General features: G+C 50.5%; 16 protein-coding genes, 2 pseudogenes and 1 riboswitch. Of the genes and pseudogenes, 8 read left to right on the top strand and 10 right to left on the bottom strand.

Going from position 1 to position 22204, the window contains the following annotated elements; all coding sequences use genetic code 11:
* Positions 1–134: 134 nt before the first annotated feature.
* From alaS to holB, 4 genes are all read right to left on the bottom strand, one after another.
* Positions 135–1448: an alanine--tRNA ligase gene (gene alaS, locus KDW_RS17240; RefSeq protein WP_151757096.1), complete on the bottom strand. Its 1314-nt coding sequence runs from the start codon at positions 1446–1448 to the stop codon at positions 135–137.
* 468 nt (positions 1449–1916) lie between these two features.
* Positions 1917–2858: a hypothetical protein gene (locus KDW_RS17235; RefSeq protein WP_151757095.1), complete on the bottom strand. Its 942-nt coding sequence runs from the start codon at positions 2856–2858 to the stop codon at positions 1917–1919.
* 6 nt (positions 2859–2864) lie between these two features.
* Positions 2865–3662, bottom strand: a complete 798-nt coding sequence (locus KDW_RS17230; protein ID WP_151757094.1) for an enoyl-CoA hydratase/isomerase family protein — start codon at positions 3660–3662, stop codon at positions 2865–2867.
* Between the two features lie 72 nt (positions 3663–3734).
* On the bottom strand, positions 3735–4748 hold the full coding sequence (gene holB, locus KDW_RS17225) for a DNA polymerase III subunit delta' (RefSeq protein WP_162005316.1): 1014 nt from the start codon (positions 4746–4748) through the stop codon (positions 3735–3737).
* Between the two features lie 584 nt (positions 4749–5332).
* Between holB and KDW_RS17220 the strand changes: the two genes are divergently transcribed.
* Positions 5333–6145, top strand: coding sequence for an RNA polymerase sigma factor (locus KDW_RS17220; RefSeq protein WP_151757092.1), 813 nt, complete (start codon positions 5333–5335; stop codon positions 6143–6145).
* Positions 6142–8064, top strand: a complete 1923-nt coding sequence (locus KDW_RS17215; RefSeq protein WP_162005315.1) for an anti-sigma factor family protein — start codon at positions 6142–6144, stop codon at positions 8062–8064. The genes KDW_RS17220 and KDW_RS17215 overlap by 4 nt, the downstream gene beginning before the upstream one ends.
* Positions 8065–8152: 88 nt before the next feature.
* Here the strand turns inward: KDW_RS17215 and KDW_RS17210 are convergent, their stop codons facing one another.
* From KDW_RS17210 to mtnA, 6 genes are all read right to left on the bottom strand, one after another.
* The gene (locus KDW_RS17210) at positions 8153–9301 is read right to left on the bottom strand and encodes an acyl-CoA dehydrogenase family protein (RefSeq protein WP_151757090.1); all 1149 of its coding nucleotides are present in this window, start codon (positions 9299–9301) and stop codon (positions 8153–8155) included.
* Positions 9302–9486: 185 nt separating this feature from the next.
* Positions 9487–10737: a methionine adenosyltransferase gene (gene metK / locus KDW_RS17205; protein WP_151757397.1), complete on the bottom strand. Its 1251-nt coding sequence runs from the start codon at positions 10735–10737 to the stop codon at positions 9487–9489.
* A gap of 168 nt (positions 10738–10905) precedes the next feature.
* A riboswitch (SAM riboswitch) is annotated at positions 10906–11016 on the bottom strand.
* Between the two features lie 206 nt (positions 11017–11222).
* A complete protein-coding gene (gene ahcY / locus KDW_RS17200; RefSeq protein ID WP_151757089.1) occupies positions 11223–12491 on the bottom strand; it encodes an adenosylhomocysteinase in 1269 nt (422 codons plus the stop codon).
* 182 nt (positions 12492–12673) lie between these two features.
* Positions 12674–13618, bottom strand: a complete 945-nt coding sequence (locus tag KDW_RS17195) for a PfkB family carbohydrate kinase (RefSeq protein ID WP_151757088.1) — start codon at positions 13616–13618, stop codon at positions 12674–12676.
* Positions 13619–13707: 89 nt separating this feature from the next.
* Positions 13708–14343, bottom strand: a complete 636-nt coding sequence (locus KDW_RS17190; RefSeq protein WP_151757087.1) for an HD domain-containing protein — start codon at positions 14341–14343, stop codon at positions 13708–13710.
* A 15-nt stretch (positions 14344–14358) separates the two neighbouring features.
* Entirely contained in the window at positions 14359–15468 is a 1110-nt protein-coding gene (gene mtnA / locus KDW_RS17185) for an S-methyl-5-thioribose-1-phosphate isomerase (protein WP_151757086.1), read from the bottom strand.
* A 545-nt stretch (positions 15469–16013) separates the two neighbouring features.
* Between mtnA and KDW_RS17180 the strand changes: the two genes are divergently transcribed.
* The 6 genes and pseudogenes from KDW_RS17180 (at position 16014) to KDW_RS17150 (ending at position 22099) form a co-directional block, all read left to right on the top strand.
* Positions 16014–16550, top strand: a complete 537-nt coding sequence (locus KDW_RS17180) for an RNA polymerase sigma factor (RefSeq protein WP_151757085.1) — start codon at positions 16014–16016, stop codon at positions 16548–16550.
* On the top strand, positions 16547–17056 hold the full coding sequence (locus tag KDW_RS17175; protein WP_151757084.1) for an anti-sigma factor family protein: 510 nt from the start codon (positions 16547–16549) through the stop codon (positions 17054–17056). Before KDW_RS17180 ends, KDW_RS17175 begins: the two co-directional genes overlap by 4 nt.
* 272 nt (positions 17057–17328) lie before the next feature.
* Positions 17329–19913, top strand: a pseudogene (locus KDW_RS17170) (sensor histidine kinase).
* Between the two features lie 116 nt (positions 19914–20029).
* Entirely contained in the window at positions 20030–20428 is a 399-nt protein-coding gene (locus KDW_RS17160) for a response regulator (RefSeq protein WP_151757082.1), read from the top strand.
* A gap of 158 nt (positions 20429–20586) precedes the next feature.
* Positions 20587–21183: a M17 family peptidase N-terminal domain-containing protein gene (locus KDW_RS17155; protein WP_162005313.1), complete on the top strand. Its 597-nt coding sequence runs from the start codon at positions 20587–20589 to the stop codon at positions 21181–21183.
* A 32-nt stretch (positions 21184–21215) separates the two neighbouring features.
* Positions 21216–22099, top strand: a pseudogene (locus KDW_RS17150) (leucyl aminopeptidase family protein).
* The last annotated feature ends 105 nt before the right edge of the window (positions 22100–22204 follow it).

The following is a 22204-nucleotide window of genomic DNA, read 5'->3' as shown; positions in this document are numbered from 1 at the left end:
TTTCTGCATAAAATAAAAAAAATAATAAATGACAATCTAAAACCTGATTATAACCTCCCAACTAGACACGTGAAAAGAAGCTTAATAGAGTAGTCTCCCATCAAGCTTCTCCGTACTATAAGACATATTGACCATTATTTAAATGTAGCGTGCTGGCGCGAGCGCTGCTGTTGCCTGGAGCGTTCGACTGCGTATTCAACGGTATTCACTGCTACTCCCTGGTCAGCCAGAATTTTCTGGGTCAGATCCAGCGGAAAACCAAAGGTGTCGTGCAATTTGAATGCCTCAGAACCTGGCAGGATCCGCTGGCCCGATTCTGAGAGCTGGTTCGTGATATTCTCCAGATAACGCAATCCTTTATTCAAGGTACGCAGGAAACGCTTTTCTTCAGTAGTTACGACTTCCTGGATTTCCGCGCTTTTCTCCTGAAGTTCTGGATAGTATGGCCCCAGTTGCTCCACGCTTACCTGAAGCACCGCAGACAGAAATGGCTGCTCTAATCCCAGGGATTGCCCAGAGTATGCTGCTCGGCGTATCAGACGACGCAGGACATAGTTGCGGCCGCCGTTGCCAGGGAGAATACCATCTGCAATCAAGAATGCCATGGCACGACTATGATCCGCGATCGTGTTATAGCTGACACGCTGCCTGTCATACTGGCCCTCATCGTGTCCGGTCAGTTCTCTGAGACGGCGGAGTATTGGCTGAAAAAGATCGGTCTCATAACTGGTTTTGACACCCTGCAACACCATCGTCAGACGCTCTAAGCCCATGCCTGTATCGACCGCTGGCACGTCCAATGCTGTGAGCTCTCCCTGCTCGTCACGGTTGTACTGCATAAAGACCAGATTCCAGAGCTCCATGTAGTCATCATCCTCAGTGTTTACGCCTTCCGCGCGCTGCAACTGAAGGTCACCCTGATAATAGTGGATCTCCGAACAGGGTCCACAGGGTCCGGTCTCCCCCATAGACCAGAAATTATCTTTATCGCCAAAGGGTAAGATGCGCTCGGGTTTAACCCCTACCTCTTCCCATAAGCGCGCTGTTTCAACATCGTCCTGGTGAACAGTAATCCAGAGGCGCTCGACTGGTAGCTTAAAAACGCGCGTCAGCAAATCCCAGGCATAAACAATCGCCTCACGCTTAAAGTAAGCGCCAAACGAGAAATTGCCCAGCATCTCAAAAAAGGTATGGTGGCGCGGAGATACACCTACACCCTCCAGATCATTATGTTTGCCGGAGACGCGTAAGCACTTCTGGCTACTGGTGACACGCTCAGAGGGCGGGGGCGTTAAACCCAGAAACACATCTTTGAAGCGCACCATACCAGCATTCACAAACAGCAAGCTCGTATCTGATGACAAGACAAGCGGACTACTGGACACCATTTGGTGCTGACGCGGGGAAAAGTATGCAAGAAAGGTTTGTCTGATCTGCTCGCTTTGCATTATGTTAATTCTCCTTTTGTTGATGCCATTTGCCGTACCACAGTAACCGAACGCGAGGTCCGAACAATAACAAAAAGCCGCCCCGAGTAAAACTCAGGGCGGGCTGATAATTTTTTATCGAGACCCGTGGTACCACCTGTATTGGAAGCCACGCTGGAATGTGCGATTTCCCACTCATCAGACACGGAAGCAAGCAATGCCACATCTTCGATGTCCTGCCCCTGGATAACGGAGGGCTACCGGCAAGAATTACTGACAACGCAGGTTGTGTTCGTTCCGCATCGCGATCCAGACCACTATGGCGGTCCATATCAGAGGGGGCATTCCATCTGCTTGCTGAGATGCCGGACTCTCACCACTTCCGGCTCGCTGTTGCTCAGAGCAACATGTACTCGTCCCTCGCGACGATTTCTCAATATGATATTTTGAGTATACCTGCTCCCTAAAAAATAGTCAAGAGCTTGAAAATCACGAAAAAAAGTGATCCAGAGACTTGAGGATATAGCCTCCGATTTCGTAGCCACGGCCGGGACGTTCGTTGTCGGGAAGGTCGGTGAGCCATTCCCATTGGCCTTCTTCAACGACTTCAAAGGTGGCTTTGATGAGGTCGGGAAAGGTGCGTGGGACAAGGGGGAGGGTACGCCGGTGGGTAGCATCGTGGTCGGTACCATGCACATCAAAGGCAAAGCCACGAATGTCCGTGAGTAGCACTGCGATTCCGCCCAGGTCAAGCAGGGAACGCATATAGTGCAGATGAGCGTTGATGACTTTGATGCGGAAGTTCTGGGCAGCATCCTGATACCGGCGATGGCGCTCTTGTTCTAACAACAGATCAGGTGAAGCCTGCTGCGCACGATCCAGCACATCGAGCAAGGGATAGCTGAAGAGCTGTGAAAGCACAAGCGAGCTGACAACCAGACCAAAGTCACCACTGCGCAGAGTGTGAATAGTTGGGGGATCCGGAACAGGACATTGCTCCAGGCAACGAGCGGCGGCATCAAAAAAGGCCTGTCCTCCTGCGGCGGCCAGGGCTGACCAGTCTTCTCGACGGAGCAGGCGCGTCAGATTGCTGCTGACGCCACCGCTGATATCACACTGTACAAAACGTATCCGCTTGCGCAGTGAAGCCGCGAGCAATTCATCCCGGCCGCGCTGCATAGAGTTCAGGTCCAGATCTGCCAGCACGACCTCTTCAGAAGAGCGAGCGACATCGGAAAGTGGAACCTCCGTACAGGCGCCCGCGCCCAGTATGAGACTACTTCTGGAGGTTCCTACTGAGCGCTGAGTTAATCCCCGCGAAACAAAGGTGGCACAATTTTTGAGGTGTTGCGGCGCATGCTGGCGAAACCACTCGCGCCGCTCCTTGCCTTGCATCTGACTATTATATGAAGAGAGTGTATCAATACGCACGATTTGCTATTTCCCGCTATATTTTGGCGGCCGTTTCTGCATAAATGCCTGGACACCTTCACGGTGATCGGCAGTTTCGATGGCCATTGACTGATATTTACTCTCTAATTGTAGCACGGCTGCGAGATCTTTATCCTGCGCTTGCTGGAACAACTTTTTGATCAAGCCATAGGTCTGCGTCGGACCATGAGCCAGGCGGGTAGCCAGCATGCGCACGGCCTCTTCAAGCCCTGCCAGCGGAACACAACTGGTCACCAGACCAATGCGCTCAGCCTCTTTACCACTGATCTCATCAGCTAATAACGCCAGTTCTAAGGCTTTGCCAGCACCAAGCAAACGAGTCAGAAAATACGCGCCGCCACCATCAGGTACCAGGCCAATACGGGCAAAGGCTTCGGATAATCTGGCGTCTTCGGCCGCCACGCGTAGATCACAGGCCAGGGCAATATTCAAAGAGACACCGGTAGCCACGCCATGGATAGCTGCAATGCTTGGTTGTGGTAGTTGTAAGATGCTGTTAACCAGACGGTGGTAGGCACCAAGATGCTCCTGGGTAGCTTGCGCATGATTTGTGGCAGGCTTGTCAGCAAAGGCCGAGAGATCCTGTCCGGCGCCAAAGGCGCGTCCAGCTCCAGTGAGGACAATACAGCGGATGCTTTCGTCCTGTGCCGCAGCCTCAACGATCTCAGTCATTTCCTGGATCATCAATGCATTGAAGGCATTTAAAACCGCAGGACGATTCATGGTAATGGTCAGTACATTGGCTTCGAAGTTGACAAGAACGTGTTGAAAATCGGATCGCATGGCATAACTCCTCTTCCTTGATTTGTTACCAGATATATGCTGGTGAGAGCGAGATATGGTCGGCGGGCGATCCTAAGCTTTGATGGATGGGGTATCCAGCATTAAGACTTCCAGAGCTACACGCGCATTAACGTTTTGGTCCAGAGATTCCTGGGTCTGTAGAATAGCACGCACCATACGCTCAGCCTCATGTGTCCCGATCCTGGTGGATTGCTTTTTGAGCAGGTCGCGCATATCCACATTAACAGTCAGATCAAGACAACCATTTGCTGCCAATACCATATCACGCCACCACAATAACCACAACTCAAGCATATGGCGTAGCTTCTCACTATCGGTTCCCTGGCGTTGCACAAAATCGAAGCGCTGCACCGTGGAGATGGTCGGAATTTTGGTCAGGAGCTCTAACTGAGACTTGCGCTCATCCAGCAGGTCTTCATCTTCAACGGCCTGCACCGCCCAGCCCAGCCGGCCAGCAGCCAGCGCCGCCACTAACGTAGCCTCTTCAGGCTCAACCTCCCATCGCTCAATCAGGGCTTGCTTGATCTGCTGCGAAGTCAATAACTGCATTGAGAGCATTTGTACCCGCGAAATGATCGTTGGTAAGAGGACCCCTGCATCTGGTACAGTCAACAATAGAACCACGTCCGGCTCAGGCTCTTCAAGGGTCTTCAGGATACAATTGGCAGCCTGCACATTCATATCCTGCGCATTTTCGATAATGAAAATATTGCGCCGTCCCTCCATCGTACGCCGGGCAGCATCGCTCTGTAAGGCACGCACCTGCTCGATCACAATAAATTGCTTGTCCGCAGCCTTAGTGATGATATGCACATCGGGATGATTACCATGGAGAACCTTGCGGCATGAGAGACAATTGTTACATGGCTCCTGAGGAGAAATATGAGGATCAGGGCCACCGGTACATAAAAGGGTTTGTGCCAGTCGTCGAGCCAGTAAACTCTTGCCAATACGTGGTGGACCAGCAAACAAATAAGCATGACGCACCTGCTGCGCGGCTAATGTACGGCGCAGAATATCCACGATATGTTCATGGCCAACAATATTCCAACCTGGTGCTTGCATTTGCGGGGTTCCCATATATATATGGTAGCAGAATTACCCTACCATAGCAAGCAAAACAGCCACCAGACCAGGGTTTTCACCATACTCAAAGCCAGAATAAGCTGGGAGGTGCAGGAGGGCCTGGCCAGGCCCTCCTGCCGGGGAACGGGGGCGCCCCCCGCTTCTCTCTTCTCCTTCCCGCCGCAAGTGGGAAGAGTTTTTATACCTGACGAAAAACAGAGAAAATGCTCCACATTGTTATAGAGCAACAATCTCTTGTGATAAAAAGGGTATAAGCTGCATCAATCTCAAGGGAAATATGATATACTGTCTCCTATGAGTGCTCGTTTCAGCCAACAAGAGAATTTTATAAACAGCACCAATCAATACAGCAAGAGTACAGCTTAACTCTTTTCCGTGAGCCCGCTAAGCTCACGGTTCTTATGTATATACCCTTGATCTCTCAACATAGACAGCAAACAAAAGAATGAGAGGATAGAAATAGAAGCGATGCAGACGTCGGTGTGCTTGCACTACGACTGTTACTCCTACACATTCCCGTAGAAATTATGAAAACTCTGCATTATGTAAGGCCGATGTAACCGATGGATACCTCTATACGTTTCTACAATACGAATAGCAAATTGAGTTCATCTACAAGCGATGAACAACAAGGCCATTCGACTATTCCTATATCTGAAGATGAAGCTGGTGTTGAAGAGACAGCTATTGAAGCTGATGAGACGTTAAAACCTTCCCAGCCAGAGATGGCGGCACAGCCAGAACAGGTAAATGTCGCGGACTTCGAAGCGATTTTTACGCGCTTTCAAGGCCCCATTACTAACTTCATCTATCACTTGATAGGAAATAGAGAACAGGCCTATGATCTTGCTCAAGATGTATTCGTAAAAGCCTACAAAGCACTTTTAGGCGGAACGGTTGTCCAACCAGGCGCGTTATCGGCCTGGCTCTATCGAATTGCGGCCAACACCACAACTGACTCACTGCGGCGCAGGCGCTTAATTTCATGGCTACCGCTTTCATTATTTAATGAAGACCGCGGTATCGGCGCAGGCATGGTTTCAGATTCAGGTGGCAATACAGGAGACGGCTTCAGTACAGGTGATGAACCAGGCGCTGAGCCCCGTTCCAGTTCAGTTAACTCGATGTACGAGCGCAACGGATACGATGGTGGACGTTTTGAAAGTCGGGTGGCGGATCGCGAAATCGTAGAACGAGTTTTTCAACAGTTACCGCAGAAATATTCAGCGTGCCTCTGGCTTTACGAAAATGATGGTTTATCCTGCGCAGAAATTGCCGAAGTACTTAGTATTAGTCCTTCGGCAGTGAAGATGCGTTTGATGCGAGCAAGAGATCGATTTATTGGTTTGTATCAAAAAGAGGTCGGTGAAGATTGAACTGTCATCAGGCGCGGGCACAGCTCGCCATATACCGTGAACAAAAGCAAGATCCGACGAAGATGCCCGAGTTAGAAGGGCATCTGGCCCATTGTGCAGATTGCAAAGCCGCATACGCTCAATACCAATTAGTTGGTGACCACATCCGTTCTATGCCAGCAATCGAACCAGCGCCAGATGCTCGTCATAAGTTGATGCAGGCATTAGCGGCTGAACATGTGCGTTTTCTACAACACGCACCAGCGTCAGCTACCTCCACTCCAACACCAGTCTTCCTCGGTCCTTATTTAAAAGATCTTGCGGCCAAAACAGCCAGGACTAATTCTTTAGCTGCATTTTCAACCGCCGATACTGGTCCATTGCCGATTATTCAATCAACACGTCCAAGACGTATACGGCAAACCCAGCATTTTGCCATCATCGGTCTGGCGGCCTCATTTATGGTCGTTGTGATGCTGGGAGGCCTGATCTCACTACTCTTGCTGGCTAATCAAGGACAACCTGTGGTTTCGCTCCCATCCAATACCGCCAGTATAGGACATCCAGAGGTTGCGCAGGCGGATCCGGCCATTGCTGCGACACAAACGCTCTACTCCCATGTAGTGAGCGCCAGTACCAGCAACGACACTATTTATTATTCGGCCTATGATCATAACGCAAACTGGATGCTCGAAAAATTCGATACCACGGGCGATCCAACGACGAATCGCGCCAGTACCGCGCTCCTGACCCATCCCAGCACGCGTCCCATGATTATACTCGGCAGCAGCGAGAACTGGCTCCTCTGGCTACAGATGGAGCAGTCCAAAGCTACGAACGGCAAACAAGCCCAGCAATCAGACACAACAATAAATACGCTTGAAGGTACCTGGAGCCTTAAAGCGCTCTACATGGGTAAGAGCCAGAGTACAACCACTAGCAACACCCAGAAAATAGAGAGTGACGATAGCATCAAACCATTAACCCTCTATACTGATAACTTTAATAAAGCCAGGGTAGCGGACTGGGTTACCTCTCCAATCCAGGGACTGAGTTTTTATCATAACCATGCTCTGGTATCCCTGTTGGACAGCAAAGGGATAGCACACTTGCTGAATTATCAATTTGCCCAGGATAGTCTTGAGCGAAAAACCGAGATAGCCACAGCAAAGGATCAGCACGTACTGACTTCTCCCACTGCTACAAACGATGGATACAGTATCTACTGGGCTGACGAGTGGTTATCAACCGATCAAAAGCTCCACAGCAATATCTGGACGCAACAGGCAGAGAACTCCCAGCCTTCACAAATAGGTCGCTGGATGCCTCATAGCATCGCCCGGACGTATGTATATCGCAATGATGAGCATTCGTTCCGGCCTCAACTGGTAAATGGAACCCTTTTCATGCTCAACACCAGCACAACCAGTAATCCAACGCCCGCGACTCCCACGGTACAAGCCACTGCCACGCCAACATCTCTGGCTACGCCTAAAAATAGTGCCACGCCAACGGTACAGGCCAGCGCTACCGCTACACCACAGGATGTGACCAATTTATTGCTCAATCCAACCGAGGTTGATCCTACCGTGCTCACACCCCAACTTGATGCCCACGTCTCAGGAAAACTACTGGCCTTCTCGGCCAATGGTATGACGCCTGAAACAACGACCATCAATGACAACGAGATCCTGACAGGACTACAAAGTGGCGGAGCCTTCTTGATCTGGCAAAACAGTGCCAGCGACTTCAAGATGTATGATACGCGGGCCAAAGTGATGGTCAATGGTATCAACAACATCAACCGGGATAGCGCCGCCTTTGTCTCGGTCAATAACACAACGGTGATCTGGACCAAATATCTCAGTCCAGATAATACACAGCAGGATCCAAACGGCGAGTCGAATGTCGTTTTCAATACCTTGAAATGGCCTAAATAATCTATCACTGCAAACCAAACCAGAAGGACCTGCCGGAATTATTCCGACAGGTCCTTCTGGTTTATATACTGGCCAGTAAGATAAATGCTTAGCAACCAAGCTGCTTGGCAATCAGCATACGCTGTACCTCGCTTGTTCCTTCACCAATCTCATTAATTTTGACACTGCGCCAGTAGCGTGAGACGGGATACTCATCCATAAATCCATAGCCCCCATGAATCTGTACTGCCTGATCGGCTGCACGCTTGGCCGTTTCTGAAGCAAACAACTTGGCCATCGAAGCTTCACGCGTATAGGGTTTGCCCTGCATATGCAGCCAGGCCGCTTTATAGTACATCAAACGCGCTAGCTCGATCTCCATATCCATATCAGCCAGCTTAAACTGAATAGCCTGGAACTTGCTTATCGACTGTCCGAACTGTTTACGCTGTTGAGCATAGCTCAGCGCCTCGTCAAGACACGCCTGGGCCAGTCCAACGGAGAGAGCAGCAATAGCCACGCGGCCAGCATCCAGAATGCGTAGAAACTGCTTAAAACCATCCCCTGGCTGTCCTAAAATATTTTCCGCAGGGACCTGACAGTCCTCAAAGGAGAGCGGGCGCGTATCCGACGCCTTCCAGCCCATCTTCTTGTAGGAATTGCCAATCACGTAACCAGGCGTGCCCTTAGGAACGATAATATTAGAGATCGCGTTACGACCAGCGGCGGTTTTGCCAGTAATGGCCGTAATCGTTACCCCACCGGTCATATCAGTACCAGCATTAGTAATAAAAGTTTTAGCGCCATTAATATGCCAGGATCCATCCTTTAGGACTGCGCGCGTCTGGGTGCCACCCGAATCCGAGCCAGCTTCAGGTTCGGTCAAACCAAAGGCCCATAATTGTTCGCCACGAGCCAGGGGTCTCAGATAGTGTTCCTTCTGTTCCTGTGAACCAAAGAGAAAAAATGGTGTTGCGCCAAGAGAAGTATGAGCCTCCATGGTAATACCGACCGATACATCCCCACGTGAAATCTCTTCAATTGCCAGACAATACGAAAGGAAATCGGCACCGGCTCCACCATATTCCTCTGGAAAAGGAAGCCCTAATAACCCGAGTTCTCCCATCTGGCGCACCAGATCATAAGGGAATGTGCCTGTCGCATCTATATGTTCAGCTATTGGCTTAATTTCTTGTTCAGCAAAATCTCTACACGTCTGACGAATGGCCATCTGCTCTTCGTTGAGTGAAAAGTCCATTACGAGGGACCGCCTTTCTGCACTATACATGTTATGTGAAACGGCTATCAATCTGGTAGCCGCTCTTATTATAGTTGATAGAGGCAATAAATGGCGAGGATTACCATCGACGACAGAAAAAGGAATCAAAAAAAGCAGCGCCACTGTTGAGAAGACAGTGGCGCTGCAACAGAATGCTTCCAGGATTATTGTGAAACCACCTCATTATTTTGCAGGTTGGCACCAACACCCTTGCGCAGCATAGGCACCTTGTCCAGAGCTTCCCATGGCAGATCCACATCGGTACGGCCAAAGTGTCCAAAGGCAGCGGTCGGCTGGTAGATTGGTCGGCGCAGGTTTAAGGCCTGAATGATTCCGGCCGGGCGCAGATCAAAATGCTCATTGATCAGGCGTATAATCTCTTCATCGGAGACCTTACCGGTGCCAAAGGTTTCAACGAACAGCGAGAGCGGACGAGCGACGCCAATCGCGTAAGCGATCTGCAACTCCACCCGATCCGCCAGGCCGGCCGCCACGATGTTCTTCGCAATATGGCGAGCAGCATAGGCAGCGGAACGGTCCACCTTGGTGGGATCTTTACCGCTGAATGCGCCACCACCATGACGAGCCATACCGCCATAGGTATCTACAATAATCTTACGACCGGTCAGGCCAGCGTCGCCCATCGGGCCGCCAGTCACAAAACGGCCGGTTGGGTTAACATAGATTTTGGTGTCAGCATCCAACAAATGCGCAGGAATAACAGGCTTAATAATATAATCAAGCACATCCTGGCGGATCTGGGCACGATCCACATAGTCTGCGTGCTGTGTAGAAACCACAATGGTATCAACACGAGTCGGAACACCCTTCTCGTACTGAACTGTAACCTGTGCTTTACCATCAGGACGTAAATAGGTCATTGGACCCTTGCCACTCCAGGATTTACGGCGTACCTGGGAGAGTTGGCGAGTCAATTTATGCGACAGGCTGATCGGCATTGGCATCAGTTCATCGGTCTCATTACAGGCAAAACCAATCATCATACCCTGGTCGCCGGCACCAATCCGCTCTAGCTCATCCTCACTCAAATGGACAACTTTATCGCCTTTGGACTCTAAGGATTTGCTCACGCCCATATCAATGTCTGGCGACTGCTTGCCAATCGAGGTCGTCACACCGCAGGTGCGATAGTCGAAACCGTAGTCAGCATTGATATACCCAACCTGCTCGATTGTTTGACGTACCACAGCGGACATGTCAATCCAGGCCGAGGTAGTAATCTCACCAGCCACAAGTACAAGACCAGTAGTCGTGGCCGTCTCACATGCTACGCGAGCCATGGGATCCTGTACCAGGATGGCATCCAGAATAGCATCAGAGATTTGATCGCACAGTTTATCGGGGTGGCCTTCGGTCACCGACTCACTGGTAAAAAACGTTTTAGGGCTGCGCATGAAACTCGTCATGGGGCCATTCCTTTCTCAAAAAAACTTTGTGATACATGCATATGTATGGCCAGGTGATTATATATATTCTATGCTGAAGCTGAAATGAGAATTTATTTGCGGGGTTCAGGCACAAAAAAACCCCTCTTCATCAGGGGGTGTGACATTTGCACATTCCCCTCATCTTGCGGCATAGCATAGACCGCCGGAATTGGCACCCTTCTTGTTAAAAACAAGCGGGTTGCCGGGCTTCATCGGGCCGTTTCCCTCCACCTCTCTTGATGAGAGTGATTACACTCATGTATTTATTTGTCCATGTGTAGATGGATGCTTACCATCTCTGGGCTTGTTATCACTCTAGATTGTACTTTACAGATTGGCCAGATGTCAATAGAAGCAGCTATTTTCTATTTTGCTTATCGACCACCATCAGGTAGCCAATAAGCAAAATAGTGAGTAGCGCGGGTTGCAACTACTCATATGGCAACTATGACTTAGGTGCCAGACTCCCAGGAGCTAAGGTATTTCGCTTGCTCTTCGGTGAGTGTATCGTACTTGATACCCATGGCATGCAACTTAAGGCTGGCAATCTCTTTGTCCAGTTCCTGAGGCAGGGTGTAAACCTCAAGCTTAAGCTCCTTGGCATGGTTCAGTACATACTCTGCACCCAGTGCCTGGTTGGCAAAGCTCATGTCCATTACACTGGCAGGATGGCCTTCGGCTGCGGACAGGTTGACCAGGCGGCCTTCGGCAAGCAGGTGAACATGGCGGCCATCGGCATAGGTATACTCATCAACAAAGTCACGGACGCGGCGTTTGCTCTTACCAAGTTTCTCCAGGGCGGGAATATTAATCTCGTCGTTGAAGTGACCGGAGTTCGCAATGATAGCGCCATCTTTCATTTTTTCCAGATGCGCCTGGTCGATTACATTGATATCACCAGTTACAGTGATGAAGATGTCACCGAGAGCAGCAGCATCAACGCCAGGCATGACACGGTAGCCATCCATGACGGCCTCTAAGGCGCGGGTAGGATCAACCTCACACACGATCACGTTAGCACCGTGTCCATGTGCGCGAGAGGCAACACCACGACCACACCAGCCATAGCCAAAGACGACGATGGTGCGACCAGCCAGCAGGATGTTGGTTGAGCGGATGATGGCATCCAGGGTGCTCTGACCGGTACCGTAGCGGTTGTCGAACAGATGCTTGGTATCAGAATCATTAACGGCCAGCACCGGGAAGCGCAGGACGCCCTGTTTGACCATGCTATGCAGGCGAATAACGCCAGTGGTGGTCTCTTCCAGGCCACCGATGATCTCAGGGATCAGATCGGTACGCTTGGTGTGCAGGGTCGAAACCAGGTCACAACCATCGTCCATGGTCATCTGTGGTTTGTGGTCCAGTACAGCATTGATGTGATTATAATAGGTTTTCTCATCCTCACCCTTGATGGCATAGGTAGGAATTCCATACTCGCTCACCAGAGCGGCAGCCACATCATCCTGAGTGGACAAAGGATTCGAGGCACACAGGACCAGGTCAGCGCCACCGGCTTTTAAGGTGATGGCCAGGTTCGCGGTCTCTGTGGTGATATGCAAGCAGCCCGACATGCGCAGGCCTTTCAGTGGCTGCTCTTTAATAAAGCGCTCACGAATGAGGCGCAGTACTGGCATCTCTTTAGCAGCCCACTCAATACGGTCTTTACCGCGAGGAGCCAGGGAGAGATCTTTTACATCTCCATGTGTTGAAGTTGTCATGTATTGATAACATTCCTTCCATAATGAAATAGGATTGCATAGGGCAACAAAAAAACGCTCGCAAGAGTGTCTCAAGATATTCTACAACATTTCTTCAGATACGACTATTGCACAAAAGCGGCAGCACGTACGTCAAAATGCGATCTTGAACATCGCACACCCACAATCCCAAATCTAAACTATTACTTCGCCTGGTTGTTCCAGGTCGGATCAAAGTGAGAGTAGTTGACCAGTTCCTGGTAGCGGGTCTCGATATCCTTCATAGTCAGCGAAGCCACACCACCAATGCCAAACTGAGCACAGGCAAAAGAACCAACAATATTCCCATGCACGATAGCACGCTTGAGATCATCAATCGCATATCGTCCAGGGGCCTCTGGCTGTACCATGGAGAGGTAACCCAGGAAACCGCCGGCAAAGGAATCACCAGCACCGGTAGGATCAACGACCTCTTCCAGGGGATAGGCTGGAGCGCTAAAATAGGTGCCATCCGCGCCGAAAAGCAGCGCACCATAGCTCCCCAATTTTACCACCACATACTTTAAGCCCAGGCTAAAAAAGTGCCGTACCCCGGTCAGAATGCTCGACTGATTGGTATACTGGCGAACCTCTTCTTCGCTCATCAGAAGCACATCCACCTGTTTCATCACTTCGGTCAGCGAGTCACGTGCAATATTGATCCACAGTTCCATCGTATCCAGCACCGTAAATTGGGCATTTGGAGTCTGATGAAGGACCTCTAGCTGCAATTCTGGTTGGATGTTCGCCAGAAAGACCAGTGGACTTTGTGCGTACTCTTCTGGTACCACGGGATGAAAATCGCCAAAGACACCCAATTGTGTATCCAGGGTATCGCGCGTATTCATATCCATATGGTAACGACCATGCCAGTGGAAAGTCTTACCTTCCTGAATTTGTAGGCCTGCGAGATTGACTGAGTGGCTACGCCAGAAGTCGAGATGTTCACGAGGAAAATCACTTCCCACAATCCCCACCATATTCACCTGATCATAAAGAGATGCAACTGTTGCGAAGTAAGATGCGGCTCCTCCCAGGACGTTATCCATCCTGGTGAAAGGAGTTTCGACAGTATCCAGGGCTACAGAGCCCACAACAACAATAGGCAAGATTCGCCTCCATTTAAAATGTGCTAAAAGTTAAGAGCCCAAAAGCGCTCAAAAAGTTTCATTATCCACCGCCAGATTTTCCAGAACCATTATACTGGTGTGGCGTCGCTAAGATGTTCGATCACACCGTCAAGAAATGCAATCGCGTTGTTGAATTTGTCCCGTGCCATATTGCGAGCAGGAGCGGTGTTTAAGGATTGGTAGAGCTCAATAAAACGCTCCTCGACATGGCGCAAGATTGCCGCCAGTACCTCACCAGTCACAGCTCGATTGGGATAACGAGCTCCAAACTCGATCAGGGAGGTGACAACCGCCAGGCCGCTCAACCTTCCTAGTTTATCAGCATCATACAAGATGCGTCCCTCGGTCACAGGTTCATCCTGTTGATCAGGTTGAGCAACCTGAGTATGCGTTAAAATAGCCTGTTGCACTTTTTGGATCAAATCTTCAGGAGCCTCCTGACTCTGTAAAAATTCGACCGCCATTTCAGCCGATTTCACCTGATGGTCCTGAAAACCATGAGCCACGGTAGAAATATCATGAAGATAACCTGCGATACTTAAAGCATCGAGATCAATCGCCGGCGGCTCTTCATCCTCCTGGGCCTCTAGCTCCAGGGCCAACATTTTGCAGTTCGCAACAACCGCACTTACATAACGAAAACCTTCAGTGCCCATGACCTCTTCGGCATATTGGGCCACTGCTGGCACAATCTCTTTATCCATCTTAATTACCTTGGTTTAATTTTTCGTACAAATAGCGCGTAATGTCTCACCGTACGGCGCACGAATAATGCCTTTTTCTGTCACGATGGCCGTCACATAAGTATGGGGCGTCACATCAAACGCGGGATTAGCAACGGCAACATCCATGGGAGCAATGGGAATCCCATACAAGGTCGTTACCTCTTCTGCTTTCCGCTGCTCTATAGGAATATGCTCACCAGAAGGAAGTTCCAGATCGATGGTGGAACAAGGAGCCACCACATACAGAGGTATTTGGTGCACATGGGCCAGTACGGCCACACTGTATGTGCCGATCTTATTGGCAACATCTCCATTGGCGGCAATACGATCTGCGCCAACAAAGATAGCCTGGATGCTCTTCTGACGCATAAAATATCCTGCCATATTGTCAGTAATGAGCGTCAGGGGAACACCCTCCTGTTGCAACTCCCATGCGGTCAGGCGCGCCCCCTGGAGGATTGGCCGGGTTTCATCTACAAATACATGCACGCGTTTGCCGGTATGAGCCGCCATATAGATGGGAGCAAGCGCCGTGCCAATCCCTGTGGTCGCCAGTGCTCCGGCATTGCAATGTGTCAATAGTGTATCCCCGTCTGCAATCAACTCGGCCCCATAGAGTCCCATCTGCCAGCAGGCCTGGACATCCTCAGCCGCGATAGCATGCGCTTCTGCTTTCAGCATGGCGGCAATATGGTGTGGCGAAGCGTCTTCCTTACAGGCTTGCTGCGCGCAATGCCGCATACGTTCAATCGCCCAGAAAAGATTGACCGCCGTTGGCCGCGTCTGGCGCAACAATTGACCAACCTCAGAGAGATGGGCCTCAATCTCAGTTGGAGTCGTCTCCACCTGCGCAGCGGTCCGTTCTTCAAGGAAACGCGCCAGGGCCAGCGCCATGCCAAAACCTGCAGCGACCCCAATTACAGGTGCGCCACGAACCTTTAAGCTCGCGATAGCGTCAGCTACCTGCTGCTCATGGGTAAGTTGTAGATACACAACCTGCTGTGGGAGGAGGGATTGATCCAACATATGCACAACCGCGCGACCGTCGGTAGCTTCCTCCCACCACACCGTACGCACCTGTGAAGTAAAGTTGTACTCATTCATGGGAGCATGAACTCCTTCAAATCTTTCCGGCTTACTATTTAAAAGCAATCGTGAACGCCGCTCACTCGCGGCTAGCGAGGTCGCCACATCGCAGCCGTGAGAAGTTGATCATGTCTGCAGCAACGATACAGCCAATCAGGCGACTTCGCTCACACGATTGAATGGTATACCGGGAAAGACATTTTGGGCATAATCCCCCGCTATGTAACGAAGGGGTAACACGAACAGCGTATTATTGACCCAATAGTACTAACGAATCAACTAATGATTGCAGTAAATCCACCAGAGTATGCTACCATGATAAACGATACATCACTCAACAGCAAGTATGCATGACTACTCTATCATGTTACTGATAGCGTTAGTTGTCCGTTCCACTAGACAGAAGGAAAAAGCGTTTCCATATTCGCCAGCAGGCTGTTTATGTACCCACAGGCACGTTTGTCATGGGTGCCACACAGCACAGATGGCCCGGAGACAGCTACGAACCTCTCTTGCATGGAACGGACAAGAGAACACAGTAGCTATCGAAGGGATTGTAGCGCATGGTCCGGGTGGAAACCAAGGAAAACTCCTGGTCTTTCGAACAAATTTACGACGAATATAAGACACCTATTTATAATTATGTCTACCATTTAGTGGGGGATCGCGAACAGGCTGACGACCTGACTCAGGATACCTTTTTAAAAGCTTTTCGCGCGTTACCCAAAATGGATGCAAACTTAAAACTATCGGCCTGGTTGTATCGTATTGCCACAAATACTGCGTACGATGCGCTTCGTCGTCGTAAGCTCATAGCCTGGTTGCCATGGCAAGATCTCGACCACGAACCTGCTGATGTTGAAAGTGCCGATCCACAAGAAATTTATGGAACGACGGAGATAGTGCGTGCCGCACTTCGCCGGATGCCTCAGCAGTATAGGGCAGCATTGCTATTATATACACAGGAGGGTTTCTCCTACAGCGAAATTGCCCATACGTTAAACATTGCTGAGAGCGGCGTCAAAATGTATCTCTCGCGGGCCCGCCAATCTTTTCGAGAACATTATCGATCCCTGGAACAGGGAGGAGGCACAAAATGAACTGTGAGCAGGTCAAGGATTTGCTCAGCCCTTACCTTGACGATCAGCTCACAGCACACGAGCGTCAAAGCGTTACGAACCATCTGCAGCTCTGCGAGATATGCAACGCTGTTCTAGTGGATTACCGCCGCTTTGACGCCCTCCTGGCCCGCCTTCCACGCCTCTCCCCTCACCCATTATCACCAGGAAAACTGGTAGGTAGCAGCGCAAGTTTGCTTGTCTATGAAACGCAACCCGTTCAAGAGGAAACCCCAACCGCACGTGTACGTTCTACTCCTGCTTATCACGTCTCTTCAACCAGCAAACGGAATTACTATCGCTGTCGCTATCCTCAACCGCAAAAAAAAACTGTTCCGACCTGGATTACAACCATACCATGGAAAAACAAGCGTTTGTTTAACAGTTTGACACTGCTGGGGCTGCTGACGCTAGGATTCAGCCTGTTCTATATCTATTATCTGCGACCCAAATACCACTTGCGTATTCCATCATCCAAAGAAATATAGAGCGTGTCAGCCTGAAAAAGAAAAGCAGCAATGCAGACTATAGCATTAAAATTCAGTAAATTTCTTCAAAGGCGGAATTTTGCCTCCAAAAACGATAACAATTTACTCTCTGATGCGTTATAATACATAGGCTTGGGATGGATGGCGGGATGTGCGCGCTGACAAGCAGACCCACCTCGACGAGCAGCTTGTACCGTACATCTAAGATTTACGTGCAACCTTTTCCCCATGGGGTTCGCACGCGCACCTCCTGACGTTTCGCGTCGAGCCAGATGCAGACGCGCGGTAAGGAGGGGACGAGCTGGCACCCCGTCCTCTCTTTACTTTTAACCATGGGTAGGAAGGGTCGCATGCAATTCACAGTCCGGTCACTTGGTGGAAAACTGATAATTCTTGCGACGTTGACTCTGTTGCTTTGCCTGCTGCTCTTTTGCTTATTGTCCTGGAGCATGTTCAGGTTCTATTCCGAATATCAAGCCAGGAGAGACGCGCAAACACATCTTGCACACATACAGGTAGCCTACCAGGAACACACAAAGGCCTTACTGCACGACATGTCACAGGTGACACTGGATAAGCGCATTAGCACTATTTTCAGCCATCCAACCCTACCGGCACAAAATGAGAACGGCCGCACCCTCTTGAACCAATATGCCAATAGCAAGCACCTGCAATCCCTGGATCTCTTTGATGCGGCCGGGCAGGCTGTGCTCCCGGGTACCCCTGAAGCACAACCAGGCATACAGCTACTCTTGCAAAGAGCCAATCGCGGAGAAACAGTGGTTGTACTCCAACAGGTCTCCTTATCCGGACTGTTAGCTCATTCCCAGCCCCAATGGTCTCTGGTGGTAATGATGCCTGCTAATCCCCAGCATACAGGTACCTTAATGGCGTCTCAAGCGCTCGATACATTACTGGCACAAGACATAAGCCAGCGAGCAGGCACCCAGGTACTGTTCTGTATGCAAAATCAAGTCCTGGGCGCAACCGAACTGGACCTTATGCCATCCGACGTCAACGCAGATAATAAGTTATGTCCGGATCAAGATACAGAGACATTGGACATAGCACAAAAAAGTTATTTTCTGCAATTCAGGAGCGTGCGACTCACACAACAGACAGTGGATTCACCTGCACTGCGACTGGCAACAGTTGAACCTTTATACGTCTTCAAGACCCATCCACAATATTCGATACTCTTGTTGATCGGAACAGGCTTATTCATTCTGGCACTGGGAATCATCCTGTATACTTTCTTTGTCAGCGTCCTGTTAATCCGACCCCTGCGTCGCCTGCAGGCTCATGCCCAGGTTCTGGTAACCCAGACGACGGGCGTACAGATGGGGCTATCACGCGCAAATGAGCTAACGATGCTGGCACAGTCCTACCAACTCTTACATGAAGCACAGTCAAACGAGAGCCAGGCCCTGCTGGACCAGATGAGCAACCTGTTGATTATGAGCGACGCCTTGATGTCCACGCTTAATCTTGAGCAGTTACTGGGCGAATTTGTTTCGCGCATGGGGCACATCATGAAGGTCCGGCATGTCTCGCTGCTACTCTATGGAAGAGAAAGCATTGCCCCCTGGGCAGTCTCGCAGTGGTCTGATACTACTGAAGACACTGAAGCCCAGGCTTTCCCGCAACCAGAAAGTCCAGTCACCGTCTATATTGATCCAGATAATGATATTACAATGGCAGTCACAAAAAAAATGGCCGCCATTCCCAATCCACGCTCAAATACGCCAAGCGCCAAGCGAGCAGCAGTACGAGCCAGGGTACCAGCGCAGTCGACGACAATCCAGGCGGCACGCATACCAAATCATGCCTTGCGCGAACTGGATATGACCCTGGCCCGCATGGCTATCCAGAGACAAAAAATCGTTTATGGAGAAGATATTACAACCATCTATCAAAAACGGCAGGAAACCTGGGCTCGCCTGGCACTTGAGGCAGGCTATTCATCCGCAGTCGCGGTTCCATTGCTTTTACAAGATCAAGCAATCGGCGCATTTATACTTTATACCGAAAAAGCCTATCCGATCAGTCGGAGCGATACTTTTTTGCTCAGTTCAGCCTCATTACAGACATCGATGGCGATCGAAAATGCGTTATTGTTCGCAGAAGTCAAGGACAAAAATGCTGCCCTTGAGCGTGCCAACCACTTAAAATCACAATTCCTGGCCAATGTTACGCATGAATTACGCACTCCGTTACATAGTATTATCAGCTATGGGGCCCTTATTTTAGAAGGGTTTGTAGATGGAACGCTCACAGCGGAACAGGAGCAACATATCCAATTCATGGTTGGGAGAGCGGAGGATCTTTCTCATCTGGTCGATGATATGCTGGATCTATCAAAAATCGAAGCTGATCGCATTGAAGTAAAACTTGAACCATTGCAACTGGCGACCAGCCTGACCGCCGTACTTGAACAGGTGCGGCCACTCGCCAACAATAAAGAACTCCAACTCCAATTAGAGATTCCAGAAACCCTGCCAATGGTGGCAGCGGATGGTCACCGGTTGCGACAGATTGTGATTAATCTGGTGTCAAATGCCATCAAATTTACCGAGAAGGGAGGCGTCACCGTACGCTGCCTCCACTTCAAAGACCATGGCATGGTCCAGATCGCCGTCACCGACACGGGGATTGGTATCTCGCCCGCCGCCCTCGACTATATATTCGAGGCATTCCGGCAGGCAGACGGCAGTACCACGCGTCGCTTCGGGGTACAGGGCTTGGCCTGACGATTGCCAGGAAGTTAATTGAATTACAGGGTGGTGAGATTGCGGTGGAGAGCGTTCCCGGGGCAGGTTCCACCTTTTCTTTCACGTTGCCTGTTGCCATAGCTTAAAACAGCATGCTCACAATCTCGCTTAAAGAGGATTAAAACTTTCTCCGTCTGCGTCGCCCACTGTTTCCACAAGCAGGCGCGACCGGCAGAGCAATTCATATAATGAGAGAAAAATCATGAATACATCAGCACACAACATGCTTCCACCAGCCATCATGGTAATTGAGAACGAAGTCTCCAATCGCATTTTAATTGAGCGCGTCTTATCTACCCGCGGCTATCGCTGTATCTCCGCATCCAATGGACGGGAAGCGTTAGAATTGCTAGAACAGGAACGCGTCGATCTCATTCTGACGGATCTCTCAATGCCTGTGCTGGATGGTTATCGGACCACGCAGTTGATCCGCGCGCGTCCAGGTATGGAAAATGTGCCGATTGTGGCCGTCACCGCGTTTGCTCTTAACGATGAAGGCGAAGCAGCCAGACAGATCGGCTGTACCGAATATCTCACCAAACCCTTCAAGCCCCGCCAATTACTCGAAGTTGTTGAGCGCTTACTCAATCGACATCCATAGAATTGCGCTTGTTCTCTCTACGGCTCATGTGCCATACTGAAGAGAGATCACACATAAGAAGTTCTGACTGATTGGATCAGTTGGTGTATTTTTGTGCTTTCAAGAGGCTGTGTACAGCTGTAACAGCCTGGTAAAGTACAATGAAGGAGTATGTGGCCATGGATATCAAGTTGACAACACAGGCCGTGAAGGATATTGCCTGTGATGCATTCATTGTGGCAGCCGCCCGCAAAAGCGGAGAGGCCGGCGTAGAATTATCGGCTCCAGCATCAACCATTGATAGCACCCTCTCAGGCCTGATTGCCGAGCGCTGTGCAGATGGAGAATTCAAAGGCACGCTCGGTGAGCTGCTTACCATCCATCCCCATAATAAGCTTGGCGCCAAACGCGTCGTCGTGGTAGGTCTGGGTGCGCAGGAGAAAGTGGATACGCAAGCAGTACGTCGGGCCAGCGCCATCGCCGCTCGTCATCTCCAGAAGACAGGCGCGAAAACCATCGCAGTCGCAGGTGGCTTTGCCAGCGACAACTTCCAGGAAGTCGAAGAGGCCCAGGCCGCCATCGAGGGCATACTGCTGGGTACCTATAGCTTCCGGGCCTATCAGAACAAGGAAAATGCGAGCAGCATCTCACAGGTGCTTTTAGTCAGCACGCAGGAACAAAAAGCAGAGTTTGAGCAGGCATTGCACCGGGCGCAGGCCCTGGCGGAAGGCACCAACTTTGCGCGCAGCCTGATCAACGAGCCCCCAACGTCCTGACCCCCAGCGAACTGGCTAATCGCGCAAGTAGCATGGCCAAAGAAGTTGGCCTGGAATGCGAGATCTTTGACAAAGCCCAGATCCAGGAGCACAAAATGGGTGGCCTGCTGGCCGTCTCCAAAGGTAGCGCCAATGCCCCACACTTTATTATACTGCGTTATCGTGGCGGAGCCAGTTCTGATAAGGGAATGGCCCTGGTAGGAAAAGGCATCACCTTTGATACTGGTGGCATCTCACTCAAACCAGGTGCCAGTATGGACGAGATGAAAGGCGACATGGGTGGGGCTGCGGCCGTACTTGGTGCCATGCAAGCCATTGCCCGTATCAAACCTGCCATCAACGTCACCGCCCTTGTTCCTACCTGCGACAATATGCCCAGTGGCAGTTCCTATGTGCCCGGTGACATCGTACGCTTCTCAAATGGTAAAACCATTGAGATAGTCAACACCGATGCAGAGGGACGCTTGATCCTCGCCGATGCCCTCGCCTTTGCCGAGCATGAAGGCCTCTCACCCATCCTGGATCTGGCCACCCTGACCGGAGCTATGGTAATAGCACTTGGCCACAGTATGAGCGGCATCTTCAGCAATGATGAGCAACTGACACAGGATATCATCACCGCGGTAAGACCGCCGGTGAAAAATACTGGCCAATGCCCATGGACGAAGAGTATGGAGAATATATCCGCAGCGACATCGCCGACATCAAGCAGACTGGCGGTCGAGGTGCTGGTTCAGTGACTGCCGCGAAAATCCTGGAGCATTTTGTTGGCAATGCCAGATGGGCTCACCTGGATATCGCCGGTACCAGCTATGTGGATAGTGTCAAAGCTCATCAAGAAAAAGGCGGCACCGGCGTCGGTGTGCGCACTCTGACCGAGCTCGCCCAACTCCTCGCACAATCCAACAAAAAGTAGCCATTTGAAACTCCTCTGGGGCGATGACAAATCGCTTCAGAAGAGTTTTATCTACTCTATATTTTATATATGCTGCACGCATACCCCCGTGATTTTCTTGCTTCA

The organism is Dictyobacter vulcani, assembly GCF_008974265.1.
Lineage (GTDB): Bacteria > Chloroflexota > Ktedonobacteria > Ktedonobacterales > Ktedonobacteraceae > Dictyobacter > Dictyobacter vulcani.
Note: the sequence above shows the minus strand (reverse complement) of the source record. Positions and strands in the feature narration are given on the sequence as shown.

Bases quoted from the DNA above. Each gene is read 5' to 3' on its own strand.
- alaS (WP_151757096.1), bottom strand. From the start codon at position 1,448: ATGCAAAGCGAGCAGATCAGACAAACCTTTCTTGCATACTTTTCCCCG.
- KDW_RS17230 (WP_151757094.1), bottom strand. From the start codon at position 3,662: ATGCGATCCGATTTTCAACACGTTCTTGTCAACTTCGAAGCCAATGTA.
- holB (WP_162005316.1), bottom strand. From the start codon at position 4,748: ATGCAAGCACCAGGTTGGAATATTGTTGGCCATGAACATATCGTGGAT.
- KDW_RS17220 (WP_151757092.1), top strand. From the start codon at position 5,333: ATGGATACCTCTATACGTTTCTACAATACGAATAGCAAATTGAGTTCA.
- KDW_RS17210 (WP_151757090.1), bottom strand. From the start codon at position 9,301: ATGGACTTTTCACTCAACGAAGAGCAGATGGCCATTCGTCAGACGTGT.
- metK (WP_151757397.1), bottom strand. From the start codon at position 10,737: ATGCGCAGCCCTAAAACGTTTTTTACCAGTGAGTCGGTGACCGAAGGC.
- ahcY (WP_151757089.1), bottom strand. From the start codon at position 12,491: ATGACAACTTCAACACATGGAGATGTAAAAGATCTCTCCCTGGCTCCT.
- KDW_RS17190 (WP_151757087.1), bottom strand. From the start codon at position 14,343: ATGGATAAAGAGATTGTGCCAGCAGTGGCCCAATATGCCGAAGAGGTC.
- mtnA (WP_151757086.1), bottom strand. From the start codon at position 15,468: ATGAATGAGTACAACTTTACTTCACAGGTGCGTACGGTGTGGTGGGAG.
- KDW_RS17180 (WP_151757085.1), top strand. From the start codon at position 16,014: ATGGTCCGGGTGGAAACCAAGGAAAACTCCTGGTCTTTCGAACAAATT.
- KDW_RS17175 (WP_151757084.1), top strand. From the start codon at position 16,547: ATGAACTGTGAGCAGGTCAAGGATTTGCTCAGCCCTTACCTTGACGAT.
- KDW_RS17160 (WP_151757082.1), top strand. From the start codon at position 20,030: ATGAATACATCAGCACACAACATGCTTCCACCAGCCATCATGGTAATT.
- KDW_RS17155 (WP_162005313.1), top strand. From the start codon at position 20,587: ATGGATATCAAGTTGACAACACAGGCCGTGAAGGATATTGCCTGTGAT.